This is a genomic window from Pseudonocardia acidicola, from assembly GCF_012911935.1.
Classification (GTDB): Bacteria; Actinomycetota; Actinomycetes; order Mycobacteriales; family Pseudonocardiaceae; genus Pseudonocardia; species Pseudonocardia acidicola.
Genome location: NZ_JAAXLA010000032.1, coordinates 1 through 23,014 on the forward strand (window position 1 = coordinate 1; position 23,014 = coordinate 23,014).

General features: G+C 74.7%; 18 protein-coding genes and 1 riboswitch. Of the genes, 12 read left to right on the forward strand and 6 right to left on the reverse strand.

The window, feature by feature from the left end; all coding sequences use genetic code 11:
* The first annotated feature begins 779 nt into the window (after positions 1 to 779).
* The 7 genes from HF526_RS17705 to HF526_RS17735 all read left to right on the forward strand — a co-directional run bounded on the left by HF526_RS17705 (position 780) and on the right by HF526_RS17735 (position 6,836).
* Positions 780 to 1,673, forward strand: coding sequence for an alpha/beta fold hydrolase (locus tag HF526_RS17705; protein WP_169382578.1), 894 nt, complete (start codon positions 780 to 782; stop codon positions 1,671 to 1,673).
* 87 nt (positions 1,674 to 1,760) lie between these two features.
* Positions 1,761 to 2,828 carry an Ldh family oxidoreductase gene (locus HF526_RS17710; protein ID WP_169382579.1) on the forward strand — a complete coding sequence of 356 codons (1,068 nt, stop codon included), beginning with the start codon at positions 1,761 to 1,763 and terminating at the stop codon, positions 2,826 to 2,828.
* Positions 2,829 to 2,984: 156 nt separating this feature from the next.
* Entirely contained in the window at positions 2,985 to 3,824 is an 840-nt protein-coding gene (locus HF526_RS36965; protein WP_169382580.1) for an ANTAR domain-containing protein, read from the forward strand.
* A 162-nt stretch (positions 3,825 to 3,986) separates the two neighbouring features.
* Positions 3,987 to 5,045 (forward strand): ABC transporter substrate-binding protein, encoded by a 1,059-nt coding sequence (locus tag HF526_RS17720; RefSeq protein ID WP_338051546.1) that lies wholly within the window; start codon positions 3,987 to 3,989, stop codon positions 5,043 to 5,045.
* 65 nt (positions 5,046 to 5,110) lie between these two features.
* Positions 5,111 to 5,830, forward strand: a complete 720-nt coding sequence (locus tag HF526_RS17725) for an ABC transporter permease (protein ID WP_338051547.1) — start codon at positions 5,111 to 5,113, stop codon at positions 5,828 to 5,830.
* Positions 5,823 to 6,596, forward strand: coding sequence for an ATP-binding cassette domain-containing protein (locus tag HF526_RS17730; RefSeq protein WP_169382581.1), 774 nt, complete (start codon positions 5,823 to 5,825; stop codon positions 6,594 to 6,596). Before HF526_RS17725 ends, HF526_RS17730 begins: the two co-directional genes overlap by 8 nt.
* A 9-nt stretch (positions 6,597 to 6,605) precedes the next feature.
* Positions 6,606 to 6,836: a hypothetical protein gene (locus HF526_RS17735; RefSeq protein WP_169382582.1), complete on the forward strand. Its 231-nt coding sequence runs from the start codon at positions 6,606 to 6,608 to the stop codon at positions 6,834 to 6,836.
* A 19-nt stretch (positions 6,837 to 6,855) separates the two neighbouring features.
* Here HF526_RS17735 and HF526_RS17740 read toward each other — a convergent pair whose 3' ends face one another.
* From HF526_RS17740 to HF526_RS17750, 3 genes are all read right to left on the reverse strand, one after another.
* Positions 6,856 to 8,796 carry a YhgE/Pip family protein gene (locus HF526_RS17740; protein ID WP_169382583.1) on the reverse strand — a complete coding sequence of 647 codons (1,941 nt, stop codon included), beginning with the start codon at positions 8,794 to 8,796 and terminating at the stop codon, positions 6,856 to 6,858.
* 4 nt (positions 8,797 to 8,800) lie between these two features.
* Positions 8,801 to 9,517, reverse strand: coding sequence for an ATP-binding cassette domain-containing protein (locus HF526_RS17745; protein ID WP_169382584.1), 717 nt, complete (start codon positions 9,515 to 9,517; stop codon positions 8,801 to 8,803).
* A gap of 84 nt (positions 9,518 to 9,601) precedes the next feature.
* On the reverse strand, positions 9,602 to 10,273 hold the full coding sequence (locus HF526_RS17750) for a haloacid dehalogenase type II (RefSeq protein WP_169382585.1): 672 nt from the start codon (positions 10,271 to 10,273) through the stop codon (positions 9,602 to 9,604).
* Positions 10,274 to 10,388: 115 nt separating this feature from the next.
* Between HF526_RS17750 and HF526_RS17755 the strand changes: the two genes are divergently transcribed.
* The 4 genes from HF526_RS17755 to HF526_RS17770 all read left to right on the forward strand — a co-directional run bounded on the left by HF526_RS17755 (position 10,389) and on the right by HF526_RS17770 (position 15,461).
* Positions 10,389 to 12,689, forward strand: a complete 2,301-nt coding sequence (locus tag HF526_RS17755; protein WP_169382586.1) for a molybdopterin-dependent oxidoreductase — start codon at positions 10,389 to 10,391, stop codon at positions 12,687 to 12,689.
* 80 nt (positions 12,690 to 12,769) lie between these two features.
* Positions 12,770 to 13,987, forward strand: coding sequence for a precorrin-6y C5,15-methyltransferase (decarboxylating) subunit CbiE (gene cbiE / locus HF526_RS17760; RefSeq protein WP_169382587.1), 1,218 nt, complete (start codon positions 12,770 to 12,772; stop codon positions 13,985 to 13,987).
* Positions 13,984 to 14,727, forward strand: coding sequence for a precorrin-4 C(11)-methyltransferase (cobM, locus tag HF526_RS17765; RefSeq protein WP_169382588.1), 744 nt, complete (start codon positions 13,984 to 13,986; stop codon positions 14,725 to 14,727). The genes cbiE and cobM overlap by 4 nt, the downstream gene beginning before the upstream one ends.
* Positions 14,724 to 15,461 carry a cobalt-precorrin-6A reductase gene (locus HF526_RS17770; protein WP_211177412.1) on the forward strand — a complete coding sequence of 246 codons (738 nt, stop codon included), beginning with the start codon at positions 14,724 to 14,726 and terminating at the stop codon, positions 15,459 to 15,461. Before cobM ends, HF526_RS17770 begins: the two co-directional genes overlap by 4 nt.
* Before the next feature lie 89 nt (positions 15,462 to 15,550).
* Here HF526_RS17770 and HF526_RS17775 read toward each other — a convergent pair whose 3' ends face one another.
* Genes HF526_RS17775 through cobG form a run of 3 tightly spaced genes read right to left on the reverse strand, consistent with a single transcriptional unit; the run spans position 15,551 to position 18,944 of the window.
* Positions 15,551 to 17,104 carry a precorrin-2 C(20)-methyltransferase gene (locus HF526_RS17775; RefSeq protein ID WP_338051552.1) on the reverse strand — a complete coding sequence of 518 codons (1,554 nt, stop codon included), beginning with the start codon at positions 17,102 to 17,104 and terminating at the stop codon, positions 15,551 to 15,553.
* Between the two features lie 17 nt (positions 17,105 to 17,121).
* Positions 17,122 to 17,745 (reverse strand): precorrin-8X methylmutase, encoded by a 624-nt coding sequence (locus tag HF526_RS17780; RefSeq protein WP_169382590.1) that lies wholly within the window; start codon positions 17,743 to 17,745, stop codon positions 17,122 to 17,124.
* Positions 17,742 to 18,944 carry a precorrin-3B synthase gene (gene cobG / locus HF526_RS17785; protein ID WP_169382591.1) on the reverse strand — a complete coding sequence of 401 codons (1,203 nt, stop codon included), beginning with the start codon at positions 18,942 to 18,944 and terminating at the stop codon, positions 17,742 to 17,744. The genes HF526_RS17780 and cobG overlap by 4 nt, the downstream gene beginning before the upstream one ends.
* A gap of 170 nt (positions 18,945 to 19,114) precedes the next feature.
* Positions 19,115 to 19,241: riboswitch (cobalamin riboswitch) on the forward strand.
* Between the two features lie 116 nt (positions 19,242 to 19,357).
* On the opposite strand from cobG, the gene cobN reads away from it, so the two are divergent.
* Entirely contained in the window at positions 19,358 to 23,014 is a 3,657-nt protein-coding gene (gene cobN, locus HF526_RS17790; protein ID WP_169382592.1) for a cobaltochelatase subunit CobN, read from the forward strand.

Below are 23,014 nucleotides of genomic sequence, written 5' to 3' on the forward strand. Positions count from 1 at the left end.
CCACCCACCCCTCCCCGCGAGTCGCCCTTTTCAGTACCGCGAGTCGCCCCTTCCGGGAGCGCGAGTCGCGGCTTCTCCGCGCGCGAGTCGCGGTATGTCCGGCCGCGAGTCGCGGTGACGGCCCGCGCGCGTCGCGGTAGTACCGCGGCCGAGTCGCCCTCCTCGGTGAGCGAGGGCACTTCTCCGCGGCAGCAGACCCACGAGGTCCGCGTGCGGCGCAATCCCGTGACGCGGGGATGTGCAAGGAGCTCCCCCCGCGGCGAGCACGGCCTCATGTCCGTCAGGGACGACGAGGAGCTCGTGGTCGTCAGGCGTCAGCACCGGGCCCGCCGCCCCGGTGGTTCGGGAGGTCGCACACACGCGCCGCAGCGGAGGTGGCCGGTCGCAGCCACGGCGAACGGCGCCCCCTGCACCCCTGCAGCTCGAGCGCTACCGTCCCGGCTCCACCGGCGTGCGTCCGGACCGTCACCATTGCGGGCCCGCCTACGCAGGGACCGGTCACGTGCGAAGGGTGTCGCCGCGAGGGGACCAGGCTCTGAGGCCGCAGACGACGACCTCGCGACTTGCGCCCCCGAAACGGGCGACTCGCGGTACTGAAAGGGGCGACTCGCGGGGAAAATAGCGCGACTCGCGGTATGGGGACGTCCTGAGCGGGTCCATCGTGGAGTGGTCCGGTCCGTCCCGGCCGGGCCGAGGGGTCCGCTGCTCCGCACGCCGATGCCGCCCGGGCGGATGCCTTCGTCGCTCCCGAACCGCAGGCAGACGAAGGAGACACCGACATGCCAGAGATCGAGCGGGGTTCGGTCAGGGCCAACCAGCTGCGATTCGAGTACCTGGCGATGGGAGAGGGGCCGCTGGCGCTGTGCTTCCACGGCTTCCCGGACTCGCCGTGGTCCTACCGCTTCCTGCTGCCCGCGCTGGCGGACGCCGGATACCGCGCCGTGGCCCCGTTCAACCGCGGGTTCGCGCCGACCGAGCTACCGGCCGACCGACACCACATGCACACCAGCATGATGGTCGCCGACCAGATCGCGCTGCACGAGGCGCTCGGCGGCGGTGACGACGCGATCCTCATCGCCCACGACTGGGGCGCGGTCGCTGCCTGGGGCGCCGCAGGCAAGGAGCCCGACCGCTGGCGCCGGTGCGTGATCATGAACATCCCGCCGTTCGACATCTTCGGCGTGAACCTGGGCCGGTACGAGCAGATCAAGCGTTCCTTCTACTTCTGGTACTTCCAGATGCAGCACGTGATCGAGGACGTCGTCTCGGCGGACGACTTCGCGTTCATCGACCACATCTGGGCGGACTGGTCCCCGGGTTACGACGCGTCCGAGGAGCTGCCGCGGATGAAGGAGTGCGTGCGCGACCCGAAGTACCTGCAGGCCGCGCTCGCCTACTACTGGGGCCAGTTCGATCCCACCCGGTTCGGATCCCCGGACTGGATGGACGAGCAGCGGGCTGCCTGGGGGTACGACCTCACGCAGCCGACCCTCTACCTGCACGGCACCCAGGACGGCTGCCACGGCTTGGACCAGGGCCAGGTTGATCAGGTGCCACGGCACTGCGGACCGGGGTCGCAGGCGGAGCTGATCGAGGGCGTCGGCCACTTCCTGATGGTGGAGCGGCCGACCGACGTCAACAAGCGGATCCTCGGCTTCCTCGCCGGCACCTGAGGGGCGCCCGCCTACGCTGCCCCGGGAGCACGCGCTCCCGGGGCGGCGCCGGTCGGCGGCGCGGCCCGGCGGCAGAGAGGAGACCCCGTGAGCCGAGCCGTGGTCGAAGGTGCCGTGCACCGCGTCCCCGCCGAGGAGCACCGGCGGCTGACCACAGGCGTGCTCGAGCGCCTCGGGACGCCACCGGCGGCCGCCCGCGAGCAGGCCGACATGCTGCTGGAGGGCGACCTGCGCGGGCACGCCTCGCACGGGCTGCGCCGCCTCGACGTGCTCGTCGGCCGGGTCCGGGCCGGGCTGATCACGCCGGACGCGCAGCCGGAGCTCAGCTGGCGGATGCCGTCGGTGCTCGTCGTCGACGGCCGCGGTGGGTTGGGCCCGCCCACCGCCCACCGTGCGGTCGACGCGCTGCTGGACCGGGTCGGGGAGACGGGGGTGGCGGTCGCGGCGATCCGCGGCGCCGGGCACCTGGGCATGCTCGCGCCCTACGTCGAGCGGATGGCCGGGCGTGGGGTGATCGGGCTGGCCACCACGACGAGCGAGGCGCTCGTGCACCCGTGGGGCGCGGCCCCCGCGATGCTGGGCACCAACCCGCTCGCCGCCGCGATCCCCACCGGCGACGAGCCGATCGTGCTCGACATGGCCACCGGGCAGATCTCCCGGGGCAAGGTACTCGACCACGCGGCCCGGGGGGTGGCGCTGCCCGAGGGCGCCGTCGTCGACGCCGAGGGCCGCCCGACCACGGACGCCACCGCGGCGCTGGACGGGGCGATCAGCCCGTTCGGGGGCCCGAAGGGCTATGCGCTGTCGCTGGTGCTGGAGGCGCTGGTGGCCACGGTGACCGGGACGGCGCTGGGCCGTGACGTGCGGGGCACGCTCGACACCACCGATCCGTGCACCAAGGGTGACGTGGTGATCGCGCTCGATCCGGCCGCGTTCGGTGCAGGCGACCCGGCCCCGCTGCAGGCCTTCCTCGGGGAGTTGCGCGGGTTGCCGGCGGCGCCGGGTCACGCGGGCGTGACGGTGCCGGGGGACCGGGCCCGGGCGACGCGGGCACGCAACCTCGCCGAGGGCGTGCCCGTGGACCCCGGGACCTGGCAGCGGGCGCGGGAGATCGCCGACGAGATCAGTGGTGTCCGAATGGTGTCGTTTCCGTAGCGAGCGTGTCCACCGTCCGGACGACGGGGGCGGGATCTTAGCGGCCCCCGTTCGGGCTAGATCGTGATCGTCCGTGTCGAGTCCGGATCGGACGGTGGTTGACTTCCGCCACACACGACGGCGCCGCGAGCCTTCCCGCGCGCGCCGGGAAGGACGGTGGCTGTGCACTCGGCGGACTCCGCGCTCGTCGGCCTCGCCCTCCAGGTCGGCCGCACCCCGGCCGCGAATCTGGACGTCGGCGCCATGCTGGCCGGAGTCTGCACCGCGCTGCCGGTGGCGCTGGGGGTGTCCGGCGCGGTGATCGTCGTCGCGGAGCCGCCCGATCCGATGTCGAACGGCGTGTTCGCCTCCGACACCGGCGCCGCGCGGCTGGGCGACGCGCAGCACCGCACCGGCAACGGGCCGCTGCCGAGCGCGATCCGATCCGGCCGGGTCGTGGTCACGCTCGACATCACCCGCATCGGGCCGCCCGAACTCGCCGCCGCGGCCGCCGAGACCGGGCTGATCAGCTCCGTCGTGGTGCCGCTGATGATCGACGGCCGCCCCGCAGGCGGGATGCAGCTGCTCGGCTCGCTCTACCAGCCGGTCGCCGGTGGGCACGCCGACGCCGTCCGGCCGCTGATCGACATCCTCGCCTCCCGGCTCATGGACACCCGCTCGTTCCGGCAGCTCTCCGGTGCCGCCGCCCGGCTGACCGCACAGCTCGAGTCCGCGACCCCCATCGAGCAGGCCACCGGCATCCTCGCCGAGCGCTACCGGACCGACGTCGAGGAGGCGGCCCGGTTCCTGCGCAGCCAGGCCCGCAACGCCGGCACGGACATCGCCGAGATGGCGGCCTCGGTGGTGGCCGGGACCGACGGGCCGTCGCGGCTGCCGGAGCAGCGCCCCGACATCCGACCGGCCCGGCATGCGGAACGGCCCGGTCAGCGCCTCGACCAGGGGCCCACCTCGGCCACCCAGCGGATCGCCCGGCACCGCCGCGCCGACATCTCGTGATCGCGGGCGCCCGCCCGGGACCGCTGATGGCGTACCGACCGCGGCGCGCGTAAGGTCGGCCCGACCCGCGGGAGCACTCACGTACCGAGGCTGAGAGGGCGGCAGGACCGGCCGTCGACCGTTCGCACCTGACCCGGTTAGCACCGGCGTAGGGAGGACCTCGTGTCTGCGCACGGCCTGATGAGCTCACCACCCCGGGCAGGCCGCATCGCCGGCCTGCTGGCGATCCTCGCCCTGCTGCTCACCGGTTGTGCCGGGGGGACCGGCGGCCCGGCGGGATCGGGTGGCCCCGCGACGATCCGGGTCGCCCTGGACTGGACCCCGAACACCAACCACACCGGCCTGTTCGTCGCCCAGCAGGAGGGCTGGTTCCGCGACGCCGGGCTGAACGTCGAGTTCCTGCCCTACAACAGCACCTCGCCGGACACGCTGGTCGGTTCCGGGGCGGCCGAGTTCGGGATCAGCTTCCAGGACTCGTTCAGCTACTCCAAGGCCGCCGGTGCCGACATCACGTCGGTGATGGCGATCCTGCAGCACTGGGGGACCGAGATCGCGGTGAAGGCGGACCGGTCCGACATCCGCAGCCCCGCCGATCTCGACGGCAAGACCTACGGCGGGTTCGGCAACCCCGGCGAGCAGCCCAAGATGCAGACGGTGATCAAGGATGCGGGTGGCAAGGGTGACTTCAAGACCGTGATCCTCGGGTCGTCGGCCTACCAGGCGCTCTACGCGGGCCAGGTCGACTTCACCGAGCCGTTCGTCGCCTGGGAGGGCATCGAGGCCCAGATGCAGAACGAGCCGCTCAAGACGTTCAAGTACACCGACTACGGCTTCCCGGACGCCTACAGCGTCCTGCTCATCGGCAACTCCCCGTGGCTCGCCGCCCACCCGAAGGAGGCCGCGGCGTTCGTCCAGGCGGCCCAGCGCGGCTACCAGCTCGCCGCCGACGACCCGGCCCGCGGCGCGAAGGACCTGGAGGCCGCCAACCCGGGCGCGTTCACCAACCCCGAGCTCGTCTCCCGCAGCCAGCAGATGCTCGCGGCCGGTTACCTGAAGGACGCAAGCGGCAAGGTCGGCACCCAGACGCTGCAGCAGTGGTCCGGGTTCTCCGGGTTCCTGTACGACACCGGCACGCTCGTCGACTCCGCCGGGAAGCCGCTGACGTCGCGGCCGGACTTCTCCACCTGGTTCACCGACAAGTACCTGGCGGCGTCATCCTGAGGTCGCCGCGTTCGCAGGGGCGCCGGCTGCTCGGCCGCGTCGCCCCGCCGTTGATCATCGTGGTCGTGCTGCTGGCCGCGTGGCAGTGGTACGTGACCGACCGCGACGTCGCACCGCAGGTGCTGCCCTCGCCGCTTCGGGTGGGGGAGCAGGGATGGGCGTTCCGGGACGCGCTGTGGGCGAACACGGTGCCGACGTTGCAGGTGACGGCGGTCGGTTTCGCGGTGTCGCTGGTGCTGGGGTGGATGCTCGCGATCGCGGTCGACTTCTCGCCGTGGCTGCGCCGCGCCCTGGTGCCGTTGCTCGTCGGCTCGCAGACGCTGCCGATCATCGCGATCGCCCCGCTGCTGATCATCTGGTTCGGCTTCGGGTTGCTGCCCAAGGTCGTCGTGATCGCCCTGGTGACGTTCTTCCCGATCGCGATCGGTCTGATCGAGGGCTTCGCCTCCACCGATCGGGAGGCCACGAACCTGTTGCGCAGCATGGGCGGTGGCCGGCTGAAGGAGTTCCGTTACGTGCGGCTGCCGGCCGCGTTGCCGTACTTCTTCACCGCGCTGCGCATCGGGATCACCTACGCCGTCACCGGGGCGATCTTCGCCGAGTACGTCGGGGCGACGGCCGGGCTGGGCATCTTCATGAACCTGCAGAAGAACTCCTTCCGCACCGATCTGGTGCTCGCCGCCGTCGTGGTCGCGGCCGTGATCAGCGTCGCCCTGTTCGGGCTGACCTACCTGGTGCAGCGGCTCGTGATCCCGTGGCACGGCAAGGAGCGCCGGCGTGCGTGAGGTGCGGGTGGAGGGCCTGGCCAAGGCCTACGGCGAGCTGCCGGTGCTCGCCGACGTGTCGCTGCGCGCGGGCCCCGGCCAGTTCGTCTCGATCATCGGGCCCAGCGGCTGCGGCAAGAGCACGATCTTCAACGTGCTCGCGGGGCTGGTCGTCCCCGACGCCGGGCGGGTGCTCGTCGACGGCGCCCCGGCCGACGGCACCACCTTCGGCTACATGCCGCAGAAGGATCTGCTGTTCCCGTGGCGCACGATCCTGGACAACACGACCCTCGGCCTGGAGGTCGCCGGGATGCGCCGGCGCGCGGCCCGGGAGAAGGCTCGCCCGCTGTTCGCGGCGTTCGGGCTGGCAGGCTTCGAGGGGGCGCACCCCTACGAGCTGTCCGGCGGGATGCGGCAGCGGGCCGCCCTGCTGCGCACCGTGGTGCAGGACCGTGACGTGCTGCTGCTCGACGAGCCGTTCGGCGCGCTGGACTCGCTCACCCGCACCGGGATGCAGGAGTGGCTGGAGGGCGTCCGCGCCCGGTTCGGCTGGACCGTCCTGCTGATCACCCACGACATCCGGGAGGCGGTGTTCCTCTCCGACCGGGTGGTGGTGCTCGGCCCGCGGCCGGCCACCGTGCGGCACGAGGTCACCGTCGACCTGCCGCGGCCCCGCGAGGTGGGGATGCTGACCTGGCCGCGGTTCGCCGAGGTCGAGGCCGAGCTGTTGGCGGCGCTGCGGGAGCCCGGTGCGCCGGCGCCGGGCCGGGTCGCGCCGGCGTCGTAACCTGGCGGCGTGCAGATCTCCCGGGGCGCCCGCAAGCACGGGATCTCCGAGGAGGAGATCCGCGGCGTGCTCGCCGCGCCGTTGCGCACCGTCGTCCAGGGTGAACGCACCCTGCTGATCGGCCTGGGGCCCAACCGCGACCTGCTCGAGATCGTGGTCGACGGCGGTACCGAGAAGCGCACCGTCGTGCATGCGATGCGGTTGCGTCCCAAGCACTACCACCACCTGCAGGCTCCCTGACAGCGGTCCCGGCGCCGGTTCACAGCGCCCACCCCGGTTTCAGTTCGGTGAGCGACCAGCGCCGCTTGCGGGCGACCCCGGCGACGGTGAGCCCCGACGTGACGAGCAGGAACCCCAGCAGCACCAGCGCATCGCGCAGCAGGTGCGCCCCGCTGCCGCCGCTGATCGTCACCCGCAGCCCGTCGACCAGGTAGCTCATCGGCAGCAGCGGGTGCAGCATCCGCAACGGCGCCGGCAGGGTCTGCACCGGGTAGACGCCACCGCACGTGGTGAGCTGCAGGACCAGCAGGACGAGGATGACGGCGCCGGCCAGGCCGTCCAGCCAGACCCGCAGCAGGTGTGCGATCGCCATGAACGTCGCCGCGCCCAGCGCGAGCAGCCCCACCGTGGCCCAGCCCTGCACCGGGTCGAGCCCGAGGCCGGCGTCCACCACGGCGAACAGCAGCCCGGCCGCGACCAGCGCGCCGGCGAGCGGAGGCAGGTAACCGGCCAGCGCGACCGGCACGTTGCCCAGCGTGCTCGCCCTGGCCCGCGCGGACAGCGGCGTCAGCAGCAGGAACGCGACGATGCCGAACACCCACAGCGCGATGGAGAAGAACAGCGGTGCGATGCCGCGGCCGTAGACGCCGGCCGGGTTGAGGTTGGTCACCCCGATGCCGACCGGCGACGCGAGCGTGGCCGCGTTGCTCTGCTCGGCTTCGGGGCCGAGCACCGGCAGCTCGCCCGGGGTCGCGGAAAGGCCGGTGGCGAGCCGGCCGGCGCCGTCGGCGAGCTGCCCGACGCCGGTGTCCAGCCGGCGTGCACCGGCCAGCGCGCCGCCGAGGCCGCCGTCCAGCCGGGCGGCCCCGTCGGCGACCGCGGTGGCGCCGTCGGAGAGCCGCTGGACGTCCGTCGCGGCCCGGCGCACCGAGGCGGCGAGCCGCGGGGCGTCGGCGGCGAGGCCCTGCGCTCCCTGGGCCACCGTGGCCGTGGTGTCGCGCAGCTGCGCGGCCTGCGCCGAGACCTCGCCGGTGCGGCTGGACGCGGTCCGGGCGGCGGCGAGCGCGCGCTGGTAGGCGGGATCGGTGGCGATGCCGGGCCGGTCCCGGCCGAGCTGTTCGAGCTCCGCGGTCACCGAGCCGGCGTCCCCGCCGACCGCCGCCGCTGCGGCCGCCGCCGTCGAGGTCAGGTCGGCGGCGGTGCCGGCGGCCTGCGCGGCGGTGGTAGTCACCGACGGGATCGCGTCGGCGACCCGGTTCGCCGTCGGGACGACGACGCCCGCGAGCTGCCCGACGCCGTCGGCGACCTGGCGGGCCCCGGGCGCGAGCTGGTCGGCGCCGGCCGAGAGCCGGGTGAGCCCGGTGAGAAGCGCGGCGCTGCCCTGCCCGGCCTGGCCGGCGCCGTCGCGCAGTTGCGCGGCCCCGGTGCTCGCGTCGGCGATGCCGGCGCGCAACCGGTCGAGGTTGCCGAACACGGACCGGAAGTAGGCGCTCACCGCCGCCGCATCGATCTTGTTCTGCAGCTCGGACTGGACGGTCTGGGCCATCTTCCCGACGACATAGCCGTTGGCGTCGTCGAGCACGATCTGCATCGACGCCCGCTGCGGCGTGCCGGTCGCGCCACTGGCGAGCTTCGCGCTGAAGTCCGCAGGCACCGTGATCTCGAAGTAGTAGTCGCCGGAGCGCACGCCGCGGTCGGCCTCGGCGGCGTCGACGAATCGCCAGTCGAAGATCGGGTCCTTGCGCAGCTCGGCGACGAACAGCCCGCCCGCGTCCACCTGCTTGCCGCCGGCGGTGACCGGCTGGTCGGCGTTCACCACCGCGACCGGGATCGTGTTCAGCCGGTTGTAGGGGTCCCAGTTGGACCACAGGTAGAGCGCCCCGTAGAGCAGCGGCACGCACACCGCGAAGACCAGCGCGGCACGTTGCAGCGGGGTGCGGAGACGCCGCAGCTCCAGCACCGCCAGCCCCAGGATCCGCACCTGCTCAGCCCCTCTCCTGCCATCCGTGGACGGACCCGAGCTCGGCGGCGGCCCCGTCCAGGGCGACGACGGCGTCCGCGGCCGCGACGGGGTCCACCCCTGCCGTCGCGACCGCGATCCCGCTGTCGGTCAGCCGGAACAGAGCCCCGATGACCCGGTCCCGGTCGGCGGCCGGAAGCCCGGCCTCGACGTCGTCGACGACGATCAGGGCCGGGCGGCCCATGGTGGCCAGCGCGACCGCGAACAGCACCGCGTCGACGGCGAGCAGATCGCCGACGCGGTCCGTGCGCGGCAGCGTCAGACCGAGCACCGCGACGGCCTCGTCGAGGTCGGTCACGGGGGCGCCGGTCAGCAGCCGCCGCTCGCGGATGTGATCGGCCACCCGCAGCCCGGGCTCGAGGTCGACCGCGCCGCCGATCCGGGCCACCGCGACCCGCCGCCGGATCGCGGCCGGCCGCTCGGCACCGTCGACGGTCAGCCGCCCGGCCGTCGTCGCGGCCCGCCCGGCCAGGGCCAGTAACAGCATCGACCGGCCGCTGCCCGCCGGTCCGTGCACGCTGAGCAGCCCGCCGGCGGGGAGCTCGACGGTGACATCGGTGAAGACCCAGCCGTGCCGGGTCCGCAGCCCGAGGCCCTCGGTGCGGAGCGCGGGCACGGGCGGGGCCGCCCGTGCCCCGAAGGTGTCCTCGCCGGCCGCCGGCTCGGGGTCTGGCTCGGGCATGCGCTCAACCTGCCACCGCGCAGTGTCCGTTGTGGAGCGCGGAACCGGCGCGCCCGGATGATCTGCGCCACGTCCCTGCCGGCGTCAGCCGGCGAGCGCCGCGGCGAGCTCGGGCAGCCCGGTCACCGTGTAGGTCGGCGACGGGAGGTAACCGGGGTAGACCCCACCGGACCGGTTGATCCAGGCCGTGCGCATCCCGGCGTGGGCGGCGCCGTTCAGGTCCCACGGGTGCACCGCGACCATCACCATGTCCGCCGGGTCGGTGCCGCACGTCGTCGCCGCGTGCCGGTAGACCCGCTCCGACGGCTTCCAGATGCCGACGTCCTCGACCGAGAGCACGTGCTCGAACTCCGCGCGCAGGCCGGCGGCGCCGAGGAGCCGCTCCGCGACCGCGCCGGCGCCGTTGCTCAGGGTCACCAGGCGCAGGCCGGCCGCCCGCAGCGTGCGCACGCCGTCGGGGATGTCGGGGTGCACGGGCAGCGCGAGGAAACCCTCCATCACGTGCTCGACGGCCGCGTCGACATCCTCGACGAGCTCGACGGTGGTGAGCAGCGACCGGCCGACCTCGCGGCCGAGGGTGGCGAAGGTGGCGAAATCGCCGAGGGCGGCCAGCGCGATGCCGTCGCGCAGCACCGAGGCGAACCACAGCGGCGCCAGGTGGCGCGGGGCGCCGACGTCGGTGAAGCGGTCGGCCAGCGGTGTGAGGTCGGACAGGGTCTCGTTGACGTCGAACACGATCACGGACGGTCGGCTCATGGCGTGATCGTCGCAGCTGCGGCCGTGCGGCGCGGGTCCACGGAGGCGAAATCCCGCGGCCCGGCGGGTGCCGCCGGTTACCGTGGGGCGCCCGGACGCATCGTGAGGAGCGCCGATGACCGACCTGCCGCACAGCTCGCACTGGGGCGCGTTCTCCGGGCACTGGCGCGACGGAACGCTGACGGTCCGTCCGCACCCGGATGATCCGGACCCGTCCCCGGTGCTCGGCAACCTGCCGGCGGCGGTCGCGCATCCCGCCCGGGTGGCGGCGCCGATGGTGCGCCGGGGCTGGCTGGAGCGCGGCCCGGGCCCGGACGACCGGCGCGGCCGCGACGGGTTCGTCGAGGTCGGCTGGGACGAGGTGCTCGACCGGCTGGCGGCCGAGCTCGCCCGGGTGCGCGACGAGCACGGCCCGGCGGCGGTGTTCGGCGGCTCCTACGGCTGGGCCAGCGCCGGGCGGTTCCACCACGCGCAGGGCCAGTTGCACCGGTTCCTCAACGCCGCGATCGGCGGCTACGCGTACTCGGTGAACACCTACAGCGCCGGTGCCGCCGAGGTGATCCTGCCGCGGGTGCTCGGCCCGTTCGAGGCGGTGGTGCGCCGCAACATCACCTGGGAGCAGGTCGCGGCGCACACCGACACCGTGCTGGCGTTCGGCGGGATGGCGGTGAAGAACTCCGCGGTCGGCGCCGGCGGGGTCAGCCGGCATGTCGAGCACGGCGCGATGCGCGCAGCCGCCGCCCGCGGCACCCGGTTCGTGCTGGTCGGGCCGTTGCGCGACGACCTGCCGCCGGACATCGGCGCCCAGTGGCTGCCGCTGGTGCCCGGCACCGACACCGCGCTGATGCTCGCGCTGGCGCACACCCTCGCCGTCGAGGGACGGCACGACCGGGCGTTCCTGGACCGGTACTGCGTGGGCTGGCCGACGTTCGAGCGCTACCTGCTGGGCCGCTCCGACGGGGTGGCCAAGGACGCCGCGTGGGCGGCGGGGATCACCGGCCTGGACGCCGCCGAGATCGTCGCGCTGGCCCGGAGGATCGCGTCCGGGCGCACCCTGGTCACCGTCGCGCAGTCGCTGCAGCGGGCCGAGCACGGCGAGCAGCCGGTCTGGATGGGTGTGGTGCTGGCCGCGATGCTCGGCCAGATCGGGCTGCCCGGCGGCGGCTACAACTACGCCCTCGGCTCGCTCGCGCACTACGGCCGCGCCCGCAACGCGGTCCCGGTGCCCACCCTGCGCCAGGGCGTCAACGGGGTGCGCGCGTTCATCCCGGTGGCCCGGATCGCGGACATGCTGCTGAATCCGGGCGCTGAGTTCGACTACGACGGCCGCCGGCACACCTACCCCGACACCCGGTTGCTCTACTGGGTCGGGGGCAACCCGTTCCACCACCACCAGGACCTCGACCGGCTGCGCCGCGCGCTCGGCCGGGTCGACACGTTCGTCGTGCACGAGCCGGCCTGGACCGCGACCGCCCGGCACGCCGACATCGTGTTGCCCGCCACCACCACCTTGGAGCGCGAGGACATCGCCGCCGCGGGCACCGATCCGTTGATGATCGCCATGCACCGGCTCGCCGAGCCGTTCGGGCAGGCCCGCGACGACTACGCGATCTTCACCGCGCTCGCCCGCCGGCTGGGCGCCGAGGAGGCGTTCACCGAGGGCCGCGACGTGCGCGGCTGGCTGGCGCACCTGTACTCCCGCACCCAGAAGGCGTTGGCGGACCTGGGATCGCCGGCTCCGGACTTCGAGGAGTTCTGGGCCGCGGGACAGCTGCGGCTGCCGGTCGGTGACGACGACGGCGGGATCCTGCGCGCCTTCCGCGACGACCCGGACGGGGCGGCGCTGCCCACCCCGAGCGGCCGCATCGAGATCTTCTCCGCGACCATCGCCGGCTTCGACTACCCCGACTGCCCCGGGCATCCGGCCTGGCTGCCGCCGGCCGACGTCCCGACCGCGCGGTACCCGTTGCGGCTGGTGGCCAACCAGCCCGCGACCCGGCTGCACTCCCAGTTCGACTTCGGCGCGCACAGCGCCGCGAACAAGATCCGCGATCGGGAGGTGTGCCGGCTGCATCCCGGCGACGCCGCGGCCCGCGGCATCGCCGACGGCGACGTCGTCCGGCTGGTCAACGCCCGCGGCGCGTGCCTGGCCGCGGCCCGGGTCACCGACGGCGTGCGCGCCGGGGTCGTGCAGCTGCCCACCGGTGCCTGGTACGACCCGCTCGACGCGAGCCAGGACGCGCCGCTGTGTGTGCACGGCAATCCGAACGTGCTCACCCGCGACGTCGGCACCTCGGCGCTGGCGCAGGGCTGCACCGGGCAGCACACCGTGGTCGAGGTCGAGCGGTTCGACGGCCCGCTGCCGCCGGTCCGCGCGTTCGACCCGCCGGTCCCGGTGGCGCGCCCCGGCGGGTGAGTGGGACGTCTCATCGCGGCACCGCAGCGGCGCTCGGGCGATTAGCGTGCACCGGGGCTTCGCCGGGCGAGAGGTGGGGGATGGACGAGCGCGGTACGCCGGTGGTGGTGGTCGGCATCGGTGCCGACGGCTGGGACGGGCTGTCCGCCGCCGCGCGGGAGGCGATCGCGGGCGCCGACGTGCTGCTGGGCAGCGGGCGCCAGCTCGACCTGGTCGCCGGGCACGCCCGTGGTGAGCGGGTCGTCTGGCCGTCGCCGCTGGTACCGGCGCTGCCGGGGATCGTGGAGCGGCACGCCGGACGCCGGGTCTGCGCGCTGGCCAGCGGGGACCCGATGTTCTTCGGGCTCGGCGCGACGCTGGCCCGGATGCTCGGACCGGAGCGGCTGCGGGTGCTGCCGCACCCGTCGTCGGTGTCGCTGGCGTGCGCGCGGCTGGGCTGGGCGCTCGACGGGGTCGAGGTGGTCAGCGTGGTGGGCCGCCCGCCGTCCCGGCTGCGCCGCGTCCTGGCCCCGGGCCGCCGGGTGCTGGTGCTCAGCAGTGGGGCGGACTCGCCGAGGCAGATCGCGTCGCTGCTGGCCGTCGACGGCTACGGCCCGAGCCGGCTGACCGTGCTGGAGCAGCTCGGGGGGCCGGCGGAGCGTCGCCTCGAGGGGACCGCGGCCGATTGGCCGCACCCGCCGGGCGACCCGCTCAACGTCGTCGCGGTCGCGTGCCGCGCCGCCCCCGGGACCCGCTCGCTCGGCGAGGTGCCCGGCCTGCCCGACGACGCCTACGACCACGACGGGCAGCTGACCAAGCGGGAGGTCCGCGCGGTCACGCTCGCGCACCTGGCGCCGCGGCCGGGGCAGCTGCTCTGGGACGTGGGCGCCGGCGCGGGCAGCATCGCGATCGAGTGGATGCGCGCGCACCCGTCGTGCCGGGCGGTGGCGATCGAGTCGGATCCCGGCCGGGCCGCGGGCATCGCGGCCAACGCCGACGCGCTGGGCGTGCCGGGGCTGCAGGTCGTCACCGGCCGGGCGCCGGCCGCGCTGGCCGGGCTGCCGGTCCCGGACACGATCTTCATCGGCGGCGGGGTGACCCGCGAGGGCGTGCTCGAGGCCTGCTGGGACGCGTTGCCCGCGGGCGGGCGGCTGGTGGCCAACGCGGTGACGCTGGAGGCCGAGGCGGTGCTCGCGGCGGGGTATGCCCGGTGGGGTGGCTCGCTGGTGCGGGTGGCCGTGCAGCGGGCCTCGCCGGTGGGCGGGTTCACGGGGTGGCGGCCGGCGATGCCGGTGACGATCTGGACGGTGGAGAAGTGACGGTTCATTTCATCGGTGCGGGTCCGGGGGCGGTCGACCTGCTGACGATCCGCGGGCGCGATCTCATCGCGTCCTCGCCGGTGTGTCTGTACGCGGGCAGCCTGGTGCCGCCGGAGATGCTCGAGTACTGCCCGCCGGGCGCGCAGAAGATCGACACCGCGTTGCTGACACTCGCCGAGATCGTCGAGGAGATGGTGCGGGCGCACTCCCACGGCCTCGACGTCGCCCGGCTGGCGTCCGGTGATCCGTCGGTGTTCAGCGCGATGGCCGAGCAGATGCGCCGGCTCGACGCCGCGGGCGTGCCCTACGACGTGTGCCCCGGGGTGCCGGCCTACGCGGCGGCGGCGGCGGCGTTGCGCCGCGAGCTGACCGTGCCGACGGTCGCGCAGACCGTGACCCTCACCCGGATCGCGGCCCGCGCCACCCCGATGCCGCAGGGGGAGAGCCTGGGCGCGCTCGGCACCGCCGGTGGGACGCTCGTGCTGCACCTGGCGGTGCACCGCATCGACGAGCTGGTGAAGGAGCTGGTGCCGAACTACGGGCCGGACTGCCCGGCGGCGGTGGTCGCGCATGCCAGCCGGGAGCACGAGATCGTGCTGCGCGGCCGCCTCGACGACATCGCCGGGGCGGTGCACGAGGCGGGCATCCAGCGCACCGCGGTGGTGATCGTCGGCCCGGCCCTGGCCGCCGAGCACTTCCCGGACAGCCACCTCTACTCCGACACGCGGTGCCGGTCCTGAGCCGGGTGCTGATCCTCGGCGGGACGCGGGAGGCGCGGCGGCTGGCCGCGGTGCTGGTCGACCGGCCGGGTCTGCATGTGACGTCCTCGCTGGCCGGGCGGGTGCGGACGCCGTCGCTGCCGCCGGGTGAGGTGCGCATCGGCGGGTTCGGCGGCGTCGACGGGCTCGCCGGGTGGCTGCGTGACAAGGCGGTCGACGCCGTCGTCGACGCGACCCACCCGTTCGCGGCCCGGATGAGCGCGAACGCGGCGGCGGCGACCGCGCGGGCCGGGGTCGCGCTGCTGGTGCTGCGGCGTCCGGGCTGGACGGCCGGGCCGGGGGACGACTGGCGGTGGGCCGACACGTTGCCCGAGGCCGCCGCGCTGCTGCCCTCGCTCGGCGAGCGGATCTTCCTCACCACCGGCCGGCAGGACCTGGCGTCGTTCGCCGACCTCGATCTGTGGTTCCTGGTCCGCTCGGTCGACGCACCCGAACCACCTGCGCCGCAACGGATGCACGTGCTGCTCGATCGCGGCCCGTTCACCGTGGACGGCGAGCGGACGCTGCTGCGCGAGCACCGGATCGACGTGCTGGTGACCAAGGACAGCGGCGGCGACATGACCGCCGCCAAGCTCGTCGCCGCCCGTGAGCTCGGCATCCCGGTCGTGATCCAGTCCCGCCCGCCGCTGCCGGCGGGCGTGACCGTCGTGCCGACGGTCGCCGCAGCGGCCGACTGGGTCGTCCGCCACCCCTGACCCGCGAGTCGGCAGGTACTGGAGGGTGAGTCGGCAGTTTCGGGAGAGAAGGGCGACTCACCCTCCCGAAACTGCCGACTCGCGGACAGTCAGGAGGGTTGGCGGTAGTGGCGGGGAGTGAAGACCGCGGTGCGGTCGCCGCGCTGCACCACCCGGGTCGTCGAGGACCCGATGATCAGCAGGGTCCGCATGTCGACGTCCTCGGGGTCCAGGTCGGCGAGCCGGACGATCCGCACCCGCTCGCCCGCGCCCCCGACGTCGCGGCCCAGCACCACCGGCGTGTCCGGCGAGCGGTGCTCCAGCAGCACGTCCCGGGCCGCGCCGACCTGCCACGGCCGGGCCTTCGAACGCGGGTTGTAGATCGCGATCGCCAGGTCGGCGCGGGCCGCCGCGGCCAGCCGGTCGGCCACGACCTGCCACGGCTTGAGCCGGTCGGACAGCGAGATCATCGCGTAGTCGTGGCCCAGCGGGGCGCCGACCGACGCGGCGACGGCCTGGGCCGCGGTGAGCCCGGGCAGCACCCGGACCGGGACGTCGAGGTACTTCGGCTCGCTGGCCACCTCCAGCACCGCGGCGGCCATCGCGAACACCCCCGGGTCGCCCGCGGAGACGACGGCGACCGAGCGTCCGGCCGCGGCCAGGTCGAGCGCGTGCGCGGCGCGCTGCGCCTCGACCCGGTTGTCCGACGGGTGCCGGCGCTGGCGCGGGTTGGGCGGCACCCGGTCCAGGTACGGGCCGTAGCCGACCAGGTCGTCGGCGGCGGCCAGGGCGGCGGCGACCTGCGGGGTCAGCCAGTCCCGGCCCGCCGGCCCGGTACCGACGACGACGACCTCGCCGGTCCCGGTGGTCGGCGCCCCGGTGCTCGCTGCCTCGGCGTCGTCCGCGGACGACTTGGCGACCGGGTCGTCCGACCCCGGGACCGATGCGGCGACCTGCCCGGGCAGCAGCGCGATCGCGAAGTAGGGCACCGAGTCGGGGTCGATGTCGGCGAGCGTGCCGGTGCGCTGGCCGTCCATCGTCGCGCGCTCGACGTAGAAGGCCTCGTCGAGGCGCCCGGCGTCGGCGAACGCGCCCCGGACGTTCCCGAAGGTGCGGCCCAGCTTCATCACCGCCGCGGAGTCGGTGCCGGCGAGCCGCTCGGCGAGCACCTCGCGCGGCAGCGTCCCGGGGAGCACGGTGAGGATCTCGTCGCGCTCCACCAGCGGCGTGCCCAGCGCCGCCGACGCCGCGCTGATCGAGGTCACCCCGGGCACCACCTCGGTGCGGTAGCGGTGCGCGAGGCGCTTGTGCATGTGCATGTAGGAGCCGTAGAACAGCGGGTCGCCCTCGGCGAGCAGCACGACGTCGCGGCCGGCGTCGAGGTGCGCGGCGAGCCGCTGCGCCGCCGCGGCGTAGAACTCGTCGATCGCGCCCTGGTAGCCGCCGGGGTGGTCGGTGGTCTCGGTGGTGACCGGGTAGACCAGCGGCTCCTCGATCTGGTCGCCGCGCAGGTGCGGTTCGGCGATCCGGCGGGCGATGCTGCGCCCGTGCCGCGCGCAGTGGTAGGCGATGACGTCGGCGGCGCCGATCAGCCGGGCCGCTTTGATCGTGGTCAGTTCCGGGTCGCCGGGGCCCAGGCCGACGCCGTACAGGGTTCCCGTCACTGTGCTCACTGCGCTGTTCACTCCTGCTCGCTGGCCAGCGCGTTGACCGCGGCGGCGGTGATCGCGCTGCCGCCGCGGCGGCCGTGCACGACGAGGTACTCCAGGTCGGTTCGTGCGGCGAGGGCCTGCTTCGACTCCGCCGCGCCGATGAACCCGACCGGGATGCCCAGGATCGCGGCCGGCCGCGGCGCCCCGGCGTCGATCATGTCGAGCAGGTGGAACAGCGCGGTCGGGGCGTTGCCGACGGCGACCACGGCGCCGTCGAGGTGCTCGCGCCACAGCTCCAGCGCCGCCGCCGAGCGGGTGTTGCTCAGCTGGGCGGCCAGATCGGGCACCCGCGGGTCGCGCAGCGTGCAGATCACCTCGTTGTCGCGGGGCAGCCGGGCCCGGGTGATACCGGAGGCGACCATCATCGCGTCGCACAGGATCGGGGCACCCGCCCGCAACGCCGCGCGCGCCGCCGCGGCCACCCCGGGGGAGTGGCCGATGTCGGCGGCGAGGTCGACCTGCCCGCAGGCATGGATCATCCGCACGGCGACGTAGGCGACGTCCGCGGGTAGATCCGACAGGTCGGCCTCGGCCCGGATGGTCGCGAACGACTGCCGGTAGATCTCCGCGCCGTCGCGGATGTACGTGCTCACGCGCTTCCCCTCAGTGCTGCGACCAGCCGGTCGGCCGGTACCCAGGTGCCGTCGACGCGGTACCCGTCCGTCTCGGCGACGGCGTCGGTGTGCGGGCCGTTCGGCGCGCCGCAGCGGCGCGCGCAGCCGACGACATGGGCGCGCAGCCCGCCCGGCAGGCCCGCATCGAGCGCCGCCCGGGTGTCGGCACGCACGTCGGCCAGCGCCTTGGCGCAGCCGGGCCGGCCCGCGCACGCGCTGACGCCGAGCGCGGGCGCGTCCGCGTCGACGACCAGGCCGGCCGCGCGCAGCCGGCGCAGCGCGTCAGCGGTGGGACCCGGCAGGTCGGGCAGCAGGATCGTGCGCCACGGGGTGACGACGGCGCGCGGGGCGAGATCGGCGAGCAGCCGCAGCTGGGCGGTGGCGAGCTCCCCGAGCAGCGGGGCGACGCCGACGGCGCGGCCGCCGTCGTCCTGCACGACGGGACCCACCGGCAGCCGCGCCGGGGACGGCGCCCGGTCGGCCGCGCCGCGCGGAGCGGCACGGTGTCCACCGGGCAGCCGGGCGGTGATCCGGGCGGGCGCGTCGGCCAGCTCGCGGACCCGCCACACCGGATCACCGTCGGCGGCCCGCAGCGCGAGGAACGCCTCGGCCGCGGCCAGCAGCACGTCGACCGCGCCCGCGGCCGGTACCTGCACGCCGCTGGGAGCACCGGCGACGAGCAGCGTGCCGGTGGTCGCGTCGACCGCTCGCCAGCACAGGTCGGGCTCCTCGGCGGCGACGTCGCCGCGCCCGTCGTCGAGGGCGAACAGGAACCGGCCGGGCAACCCGGCCAGCGCCGGGCGGGCACAGAGCGCCCGGTCGAGAGCCTGGGCGAGGCCCCGGACATCGGCACGTCCGCCGCGGTAGCCGCTCAGCGGCGAGGCGAGGATGTTGCGCATCCGTTCGTGGCCGGGGGCCGGCAGCAACCCGGCCGCGGTCAACCGCTCGGCCAGCGCCGGATCGTCCCGGTCCAAGCCTCTGAGCTGCAGGTTCCCTCGCGAGGTCAGGTGCACGGCGCCGTCACCCAGCTCGTCGGCGCACCCGGCGAGCACGCGCAGCTGCACGTCCGTCACCAGGCCGCCGGGCAACCGGACCCGGGCCAACGCGCCGTCGGCGGCGTCGTGCGGGGCGAAGACTCCGGGGCACGTGTCGGCTCGGGCACGGACGGGGGCGGGCACGGGCTCACTGTAAACACCGGCCGGCCCGGTGGACCCCGCCCGACGGCAGGTGGCCGTCGTCACGCACCCCCGCCGCGAGCCGATGATCACTCCGAGGGGGTCCGGGCTTGACGGGCCGCCCGCGCGTTGCGGACAGTGGTGGGCCCACAAGTTCACACGGCGAGCGGTGCCAGGAAGCCGGTGCGAGTCCGGCGCGGTCCCGCCACTGTCACCGGGGAGCGGACCCCGTCGACGGCCACGGGCGCGTGACGCGCCTGGAAGGCCGGGGCGAGCATCGATCCGGGAGCCAGGACACTGCCCCGCCCGCCTGCGAGCGACCCCGTCGCCCGCCACCACGACCCGGGACGAGGATCCCGAGGAAGGTCGGTCATGCGCGCTGCTGTGCGTCGAGCCCTGCGCCGGGGGTCGTCCCGGTGATCCTGCTGCTCTCCACCTCGGACACCGACCTGCTGTCGGCCCGCGCGTCGGGCGCCGGCTACCGGCTCGGCAACCCCACGCGGATCCCGATGGCGGACCTGCCCGGCCTGCTCGAGGGCGTCGACGTCGTCGTGGTCCGGGTGCTCGGCGGCCGCCGGTACTGGGAGGACGGCCTCGACGCGCTGCTGGCGTCCGGGATCCCGCTGGTCGCGCTGGGCGGGGAGCAGGCCCCGGACGCGGAGATGATGGCGCTGTCCACGGTCCCCGCGGGCGTCGCCGCCGAGGCGCACACCTATCTGGCCCAGGGCGGCGCGGACAACCTCGCGTCGCTGCACGCGTTCCTCTCCGACACGATCCTGCTCACCGGCGAGGGATTCGCCCCGCCGGCCGAGCTGCCGAGCTGGGGGGTCCTGGAACGGGCCGCCCGTGCGGTGGACGGGCCCACGGTGGCGGTGCTGTACTACCGCGCCCAGCAGCTCGCCGGCAACACCGCCTACGTCGAGGCGCTCTGCTGCGCGATCGAGGGCGCCGGCGGTCGCCCGCTGCCGGTGTACTGCGCGTCGCTGCGCCAGGCCCCGCCGGAGCTGCTCGAACGGCTGGGCGAGGCCGACGCCATGGTCGTCACCGTGCTGGCCGCCGGGGGCACCAGGCCCGCGTCGGCGTCCGCCGGTGGCGACGACGAGGCCTGGGACGTCGCCGAGCTGGCCGCGCTCGACGTCCCGATCCTGCAAGGGCTGTGCCTGACCAGCAGCCGCGCGCAGTGGGAGGGCAACGACGACGGACTCACCCCTCTCGACGTCGCCACCCAGGTCGCGGTCCCGGAGTTCGACGGCCGGCTGATCACGGTGCCGTTCTCGTTCAAGGAGATCGACGCCGACGGCCTGTCGGTCTACGTCCCCGACCCGGAGCGGGCCGCCCGGGTCGCCGGGATCGCCGTCCGGCACGCCCGGCTGCGGCACATCCCGCCCGCCGACCGGCGGGTCGTGCTGATGCTGTCCGCGTACCCGACCAAGCACGCCCGCATCGGCAACGCCGTCGGCCTGGACACCCCGGCCAGCGCCGTCGCCCTGCTCCGGGCGATGCAGGCGACGGGCTATGAGATCGGCGAGCTGCCGGGCGTGGATGCCCAGGACGGCGACGCACTCATCCACGCGCTCATCGCGGCGGGCGGGCAGGACCCCGACTGGCTCTCCGAGGAGCAGCTGGAGGGCAACCCGGTCCGGATCTCCGCGGGCCGCTACCGGCAGTGGTTCGCGACGTTGCCCGCCGACCTGCGGGGGGCCGTCGAGGAACACTGGGGCGCCGCGCCCGGCGAGCTCTACGTCGACCGCAGCGCCGACCCGGAGGGCGAGATCGTCATCGCCGCCCTGCGCGCCGGCAACGTCGTGCTCATGGTGCAGCCGCCCCGCGGGTTCGGCGAGAACCCGATCGCGATCTACCACGACCCGGACCTGCCGCCGTCGCACCACTATCTCGCCGCCTACCGCTGGCTCGCCGCGCCGGTGAACGACGGCGGGTTCGGTGCGGACGCGGTGGTGCACATCGGCAAGCACGGCAACCTGGAGTGGCTGCCCGGCAAGACGCTGGGGATGTCCGCGTCCTGCGGGACCGACGCCGCGCTCGGTGAGCTGCCGTTGATCTACCCGTTCCTGGTCAACGACCCGGGCGAGGGCACCCAGGCCAAGCGCCGCGCGCACGCCACGCTGGTCGACCACCTCATCCCGCCGATGGCCCGGGCGGAGAGCTACGGCGACATCTCCCGGCTCGAGCAGTTGCTCGACGAGCACTCCACCATCTCCGCGCTGGACCCGGCCAAGCTGCCCGCGATCCGCCAGCAGATCTGGACGCTGATGCAGGCCGCCAAGCTCGACCACGACCTCGGGCTCACCGAGCGCCCGCACGAGGCCGAGTTCGACGACTTCCTGCTGCACGTCGACGGCTGGCTGTGCGAGATCAAGGACGTGCAGATCCGCGACGGTCTGCACGTGCTCGGTGCCGCGCCCGCCGGCGAGGCGCGGGTGGATCTGGTGCTGGCCATGCTGCGCGCCCGGCAGATGTGGGGCGGCGAGCAGAGCGTGCCCGGGCTGCGCGAGGCGCTGGGGCTGACCGAGGACGGCTCGGAGACCAAGGCCCGTGTCGACGAGGTGGAGGCGCTCGCGCACGCGCTCGTCGCGGACATGGACGTTGCCGGGTGGGACCCGGACGCCGCGCCGGCGATCGTCGCGGCCCGTCTGGGCTCGACCGAGATCGCCGACTCGGACGCCGAAAAGTGCCGACTCGCGGTACCGGAAGTGCCGACTCGCGGGGGAGAGGTGGAGCGGGTTCTGCGGTTCGCGGCCGAGGAGGTGGTGCCGCGGCTGGCGGGGACCTCGGCCGAGATCGACCGGGTGTTGCACGCGCTGGACGGGGGGTTCATCCCGGCCGGGCCGTCCGGGTCGCCGCTGCGCGGGCTGATCAACGTGCTGCCGACCGGGCGGAACTTCTACTCCGTCGACCCCAAGGCGGTGCCGTCGCGGCTGGCCTGGGAGACCGGGCAGGCGATGGCCGAGTCGCTGGTCGCCCGCTACCGGGCCGATCACGGTGACTGGCCGCGCTCGGTGGGGCTGTCGGTGTGGGGCACGAGCGCCATGCGCACCTGCGGCGACGACGTCGCCGAGGTGTTCGCGCTGCTCGGAGTGCGCCCGGTGTGGGACGAGATGTCCCGGCGCGTGGTGCGGCTCGAGGTGGTCGACCTCGCCGAGCTCGGCCGGCCCCGGATCGACGTCACGGTCCGCATCTCCGGGTTCTTCCGCGACGCGTTCCCGCACGTGCTCGCCCTGCTGGACGACGCCGTGCAGTTGGTGGCGAACCTCGACGAGCCCGCCGAGCAGAACTTCGTCCGCGCCCACGTCACGGCCGACCGGGCCCGGCACGGCGACCCCCGCCGGGCCACCACCCGGATCTTCGGCTCCAAGCCCGGCACCTACGGCGCGGGTCTGCTGCAACTCGTGGACTCCCGCAACTGGCGCGACGACGCGGACCTGGCCGAGGTCTACACCACCTGGGGTGGCTACGCCTACGGCCGCGGCCTGGACGGCGCGCCGGCGCGGGAGGACATGGAGACCGCCTACCGGCGGATCGCCGTCGCGGCCAAGAACACCGACACCCGCGAGCACGACATCGCCGACTCCGACGACTACTACCAGTATCACGGCGGCATGGTCGCGACCGTCCGCGCGCTCACCGGGCGCGCACCCGCGGCCTACATCGGCGACTCGACGCGGCCGGAGTCCGTCCGCACCCGGACGCTCACCGAGGAGACCGCCCGGGTGTTCCGCGCCCGCGTGGTCAACCCGCGCTGGATCGAGGCGATGCGCCGGCACGGGTACAAGGGCGCGTTCGAGATGGCCGCGACGGTCGACTACCTGTTCGGCTACGACGCCACGACCGGCGTGGTCGCCGACTGGATGTACGAGCGGCTCACCGCGGAGTACGTGCTCGACCCGGACAACCGCAAGTTCCTCGCCGAGTCGAACCCGTGGGCGCTGCACGGCATGGCCGAGCGCCTGCTGGAGGCCGTCGACCGCGGCATGTGGGAGGCGCCCGAGCCGGCCACGCTGGACGCGCTACGGGCGGCCTACCTGGAGACCGAGGGCGATCTGGAGGGCGAGTAG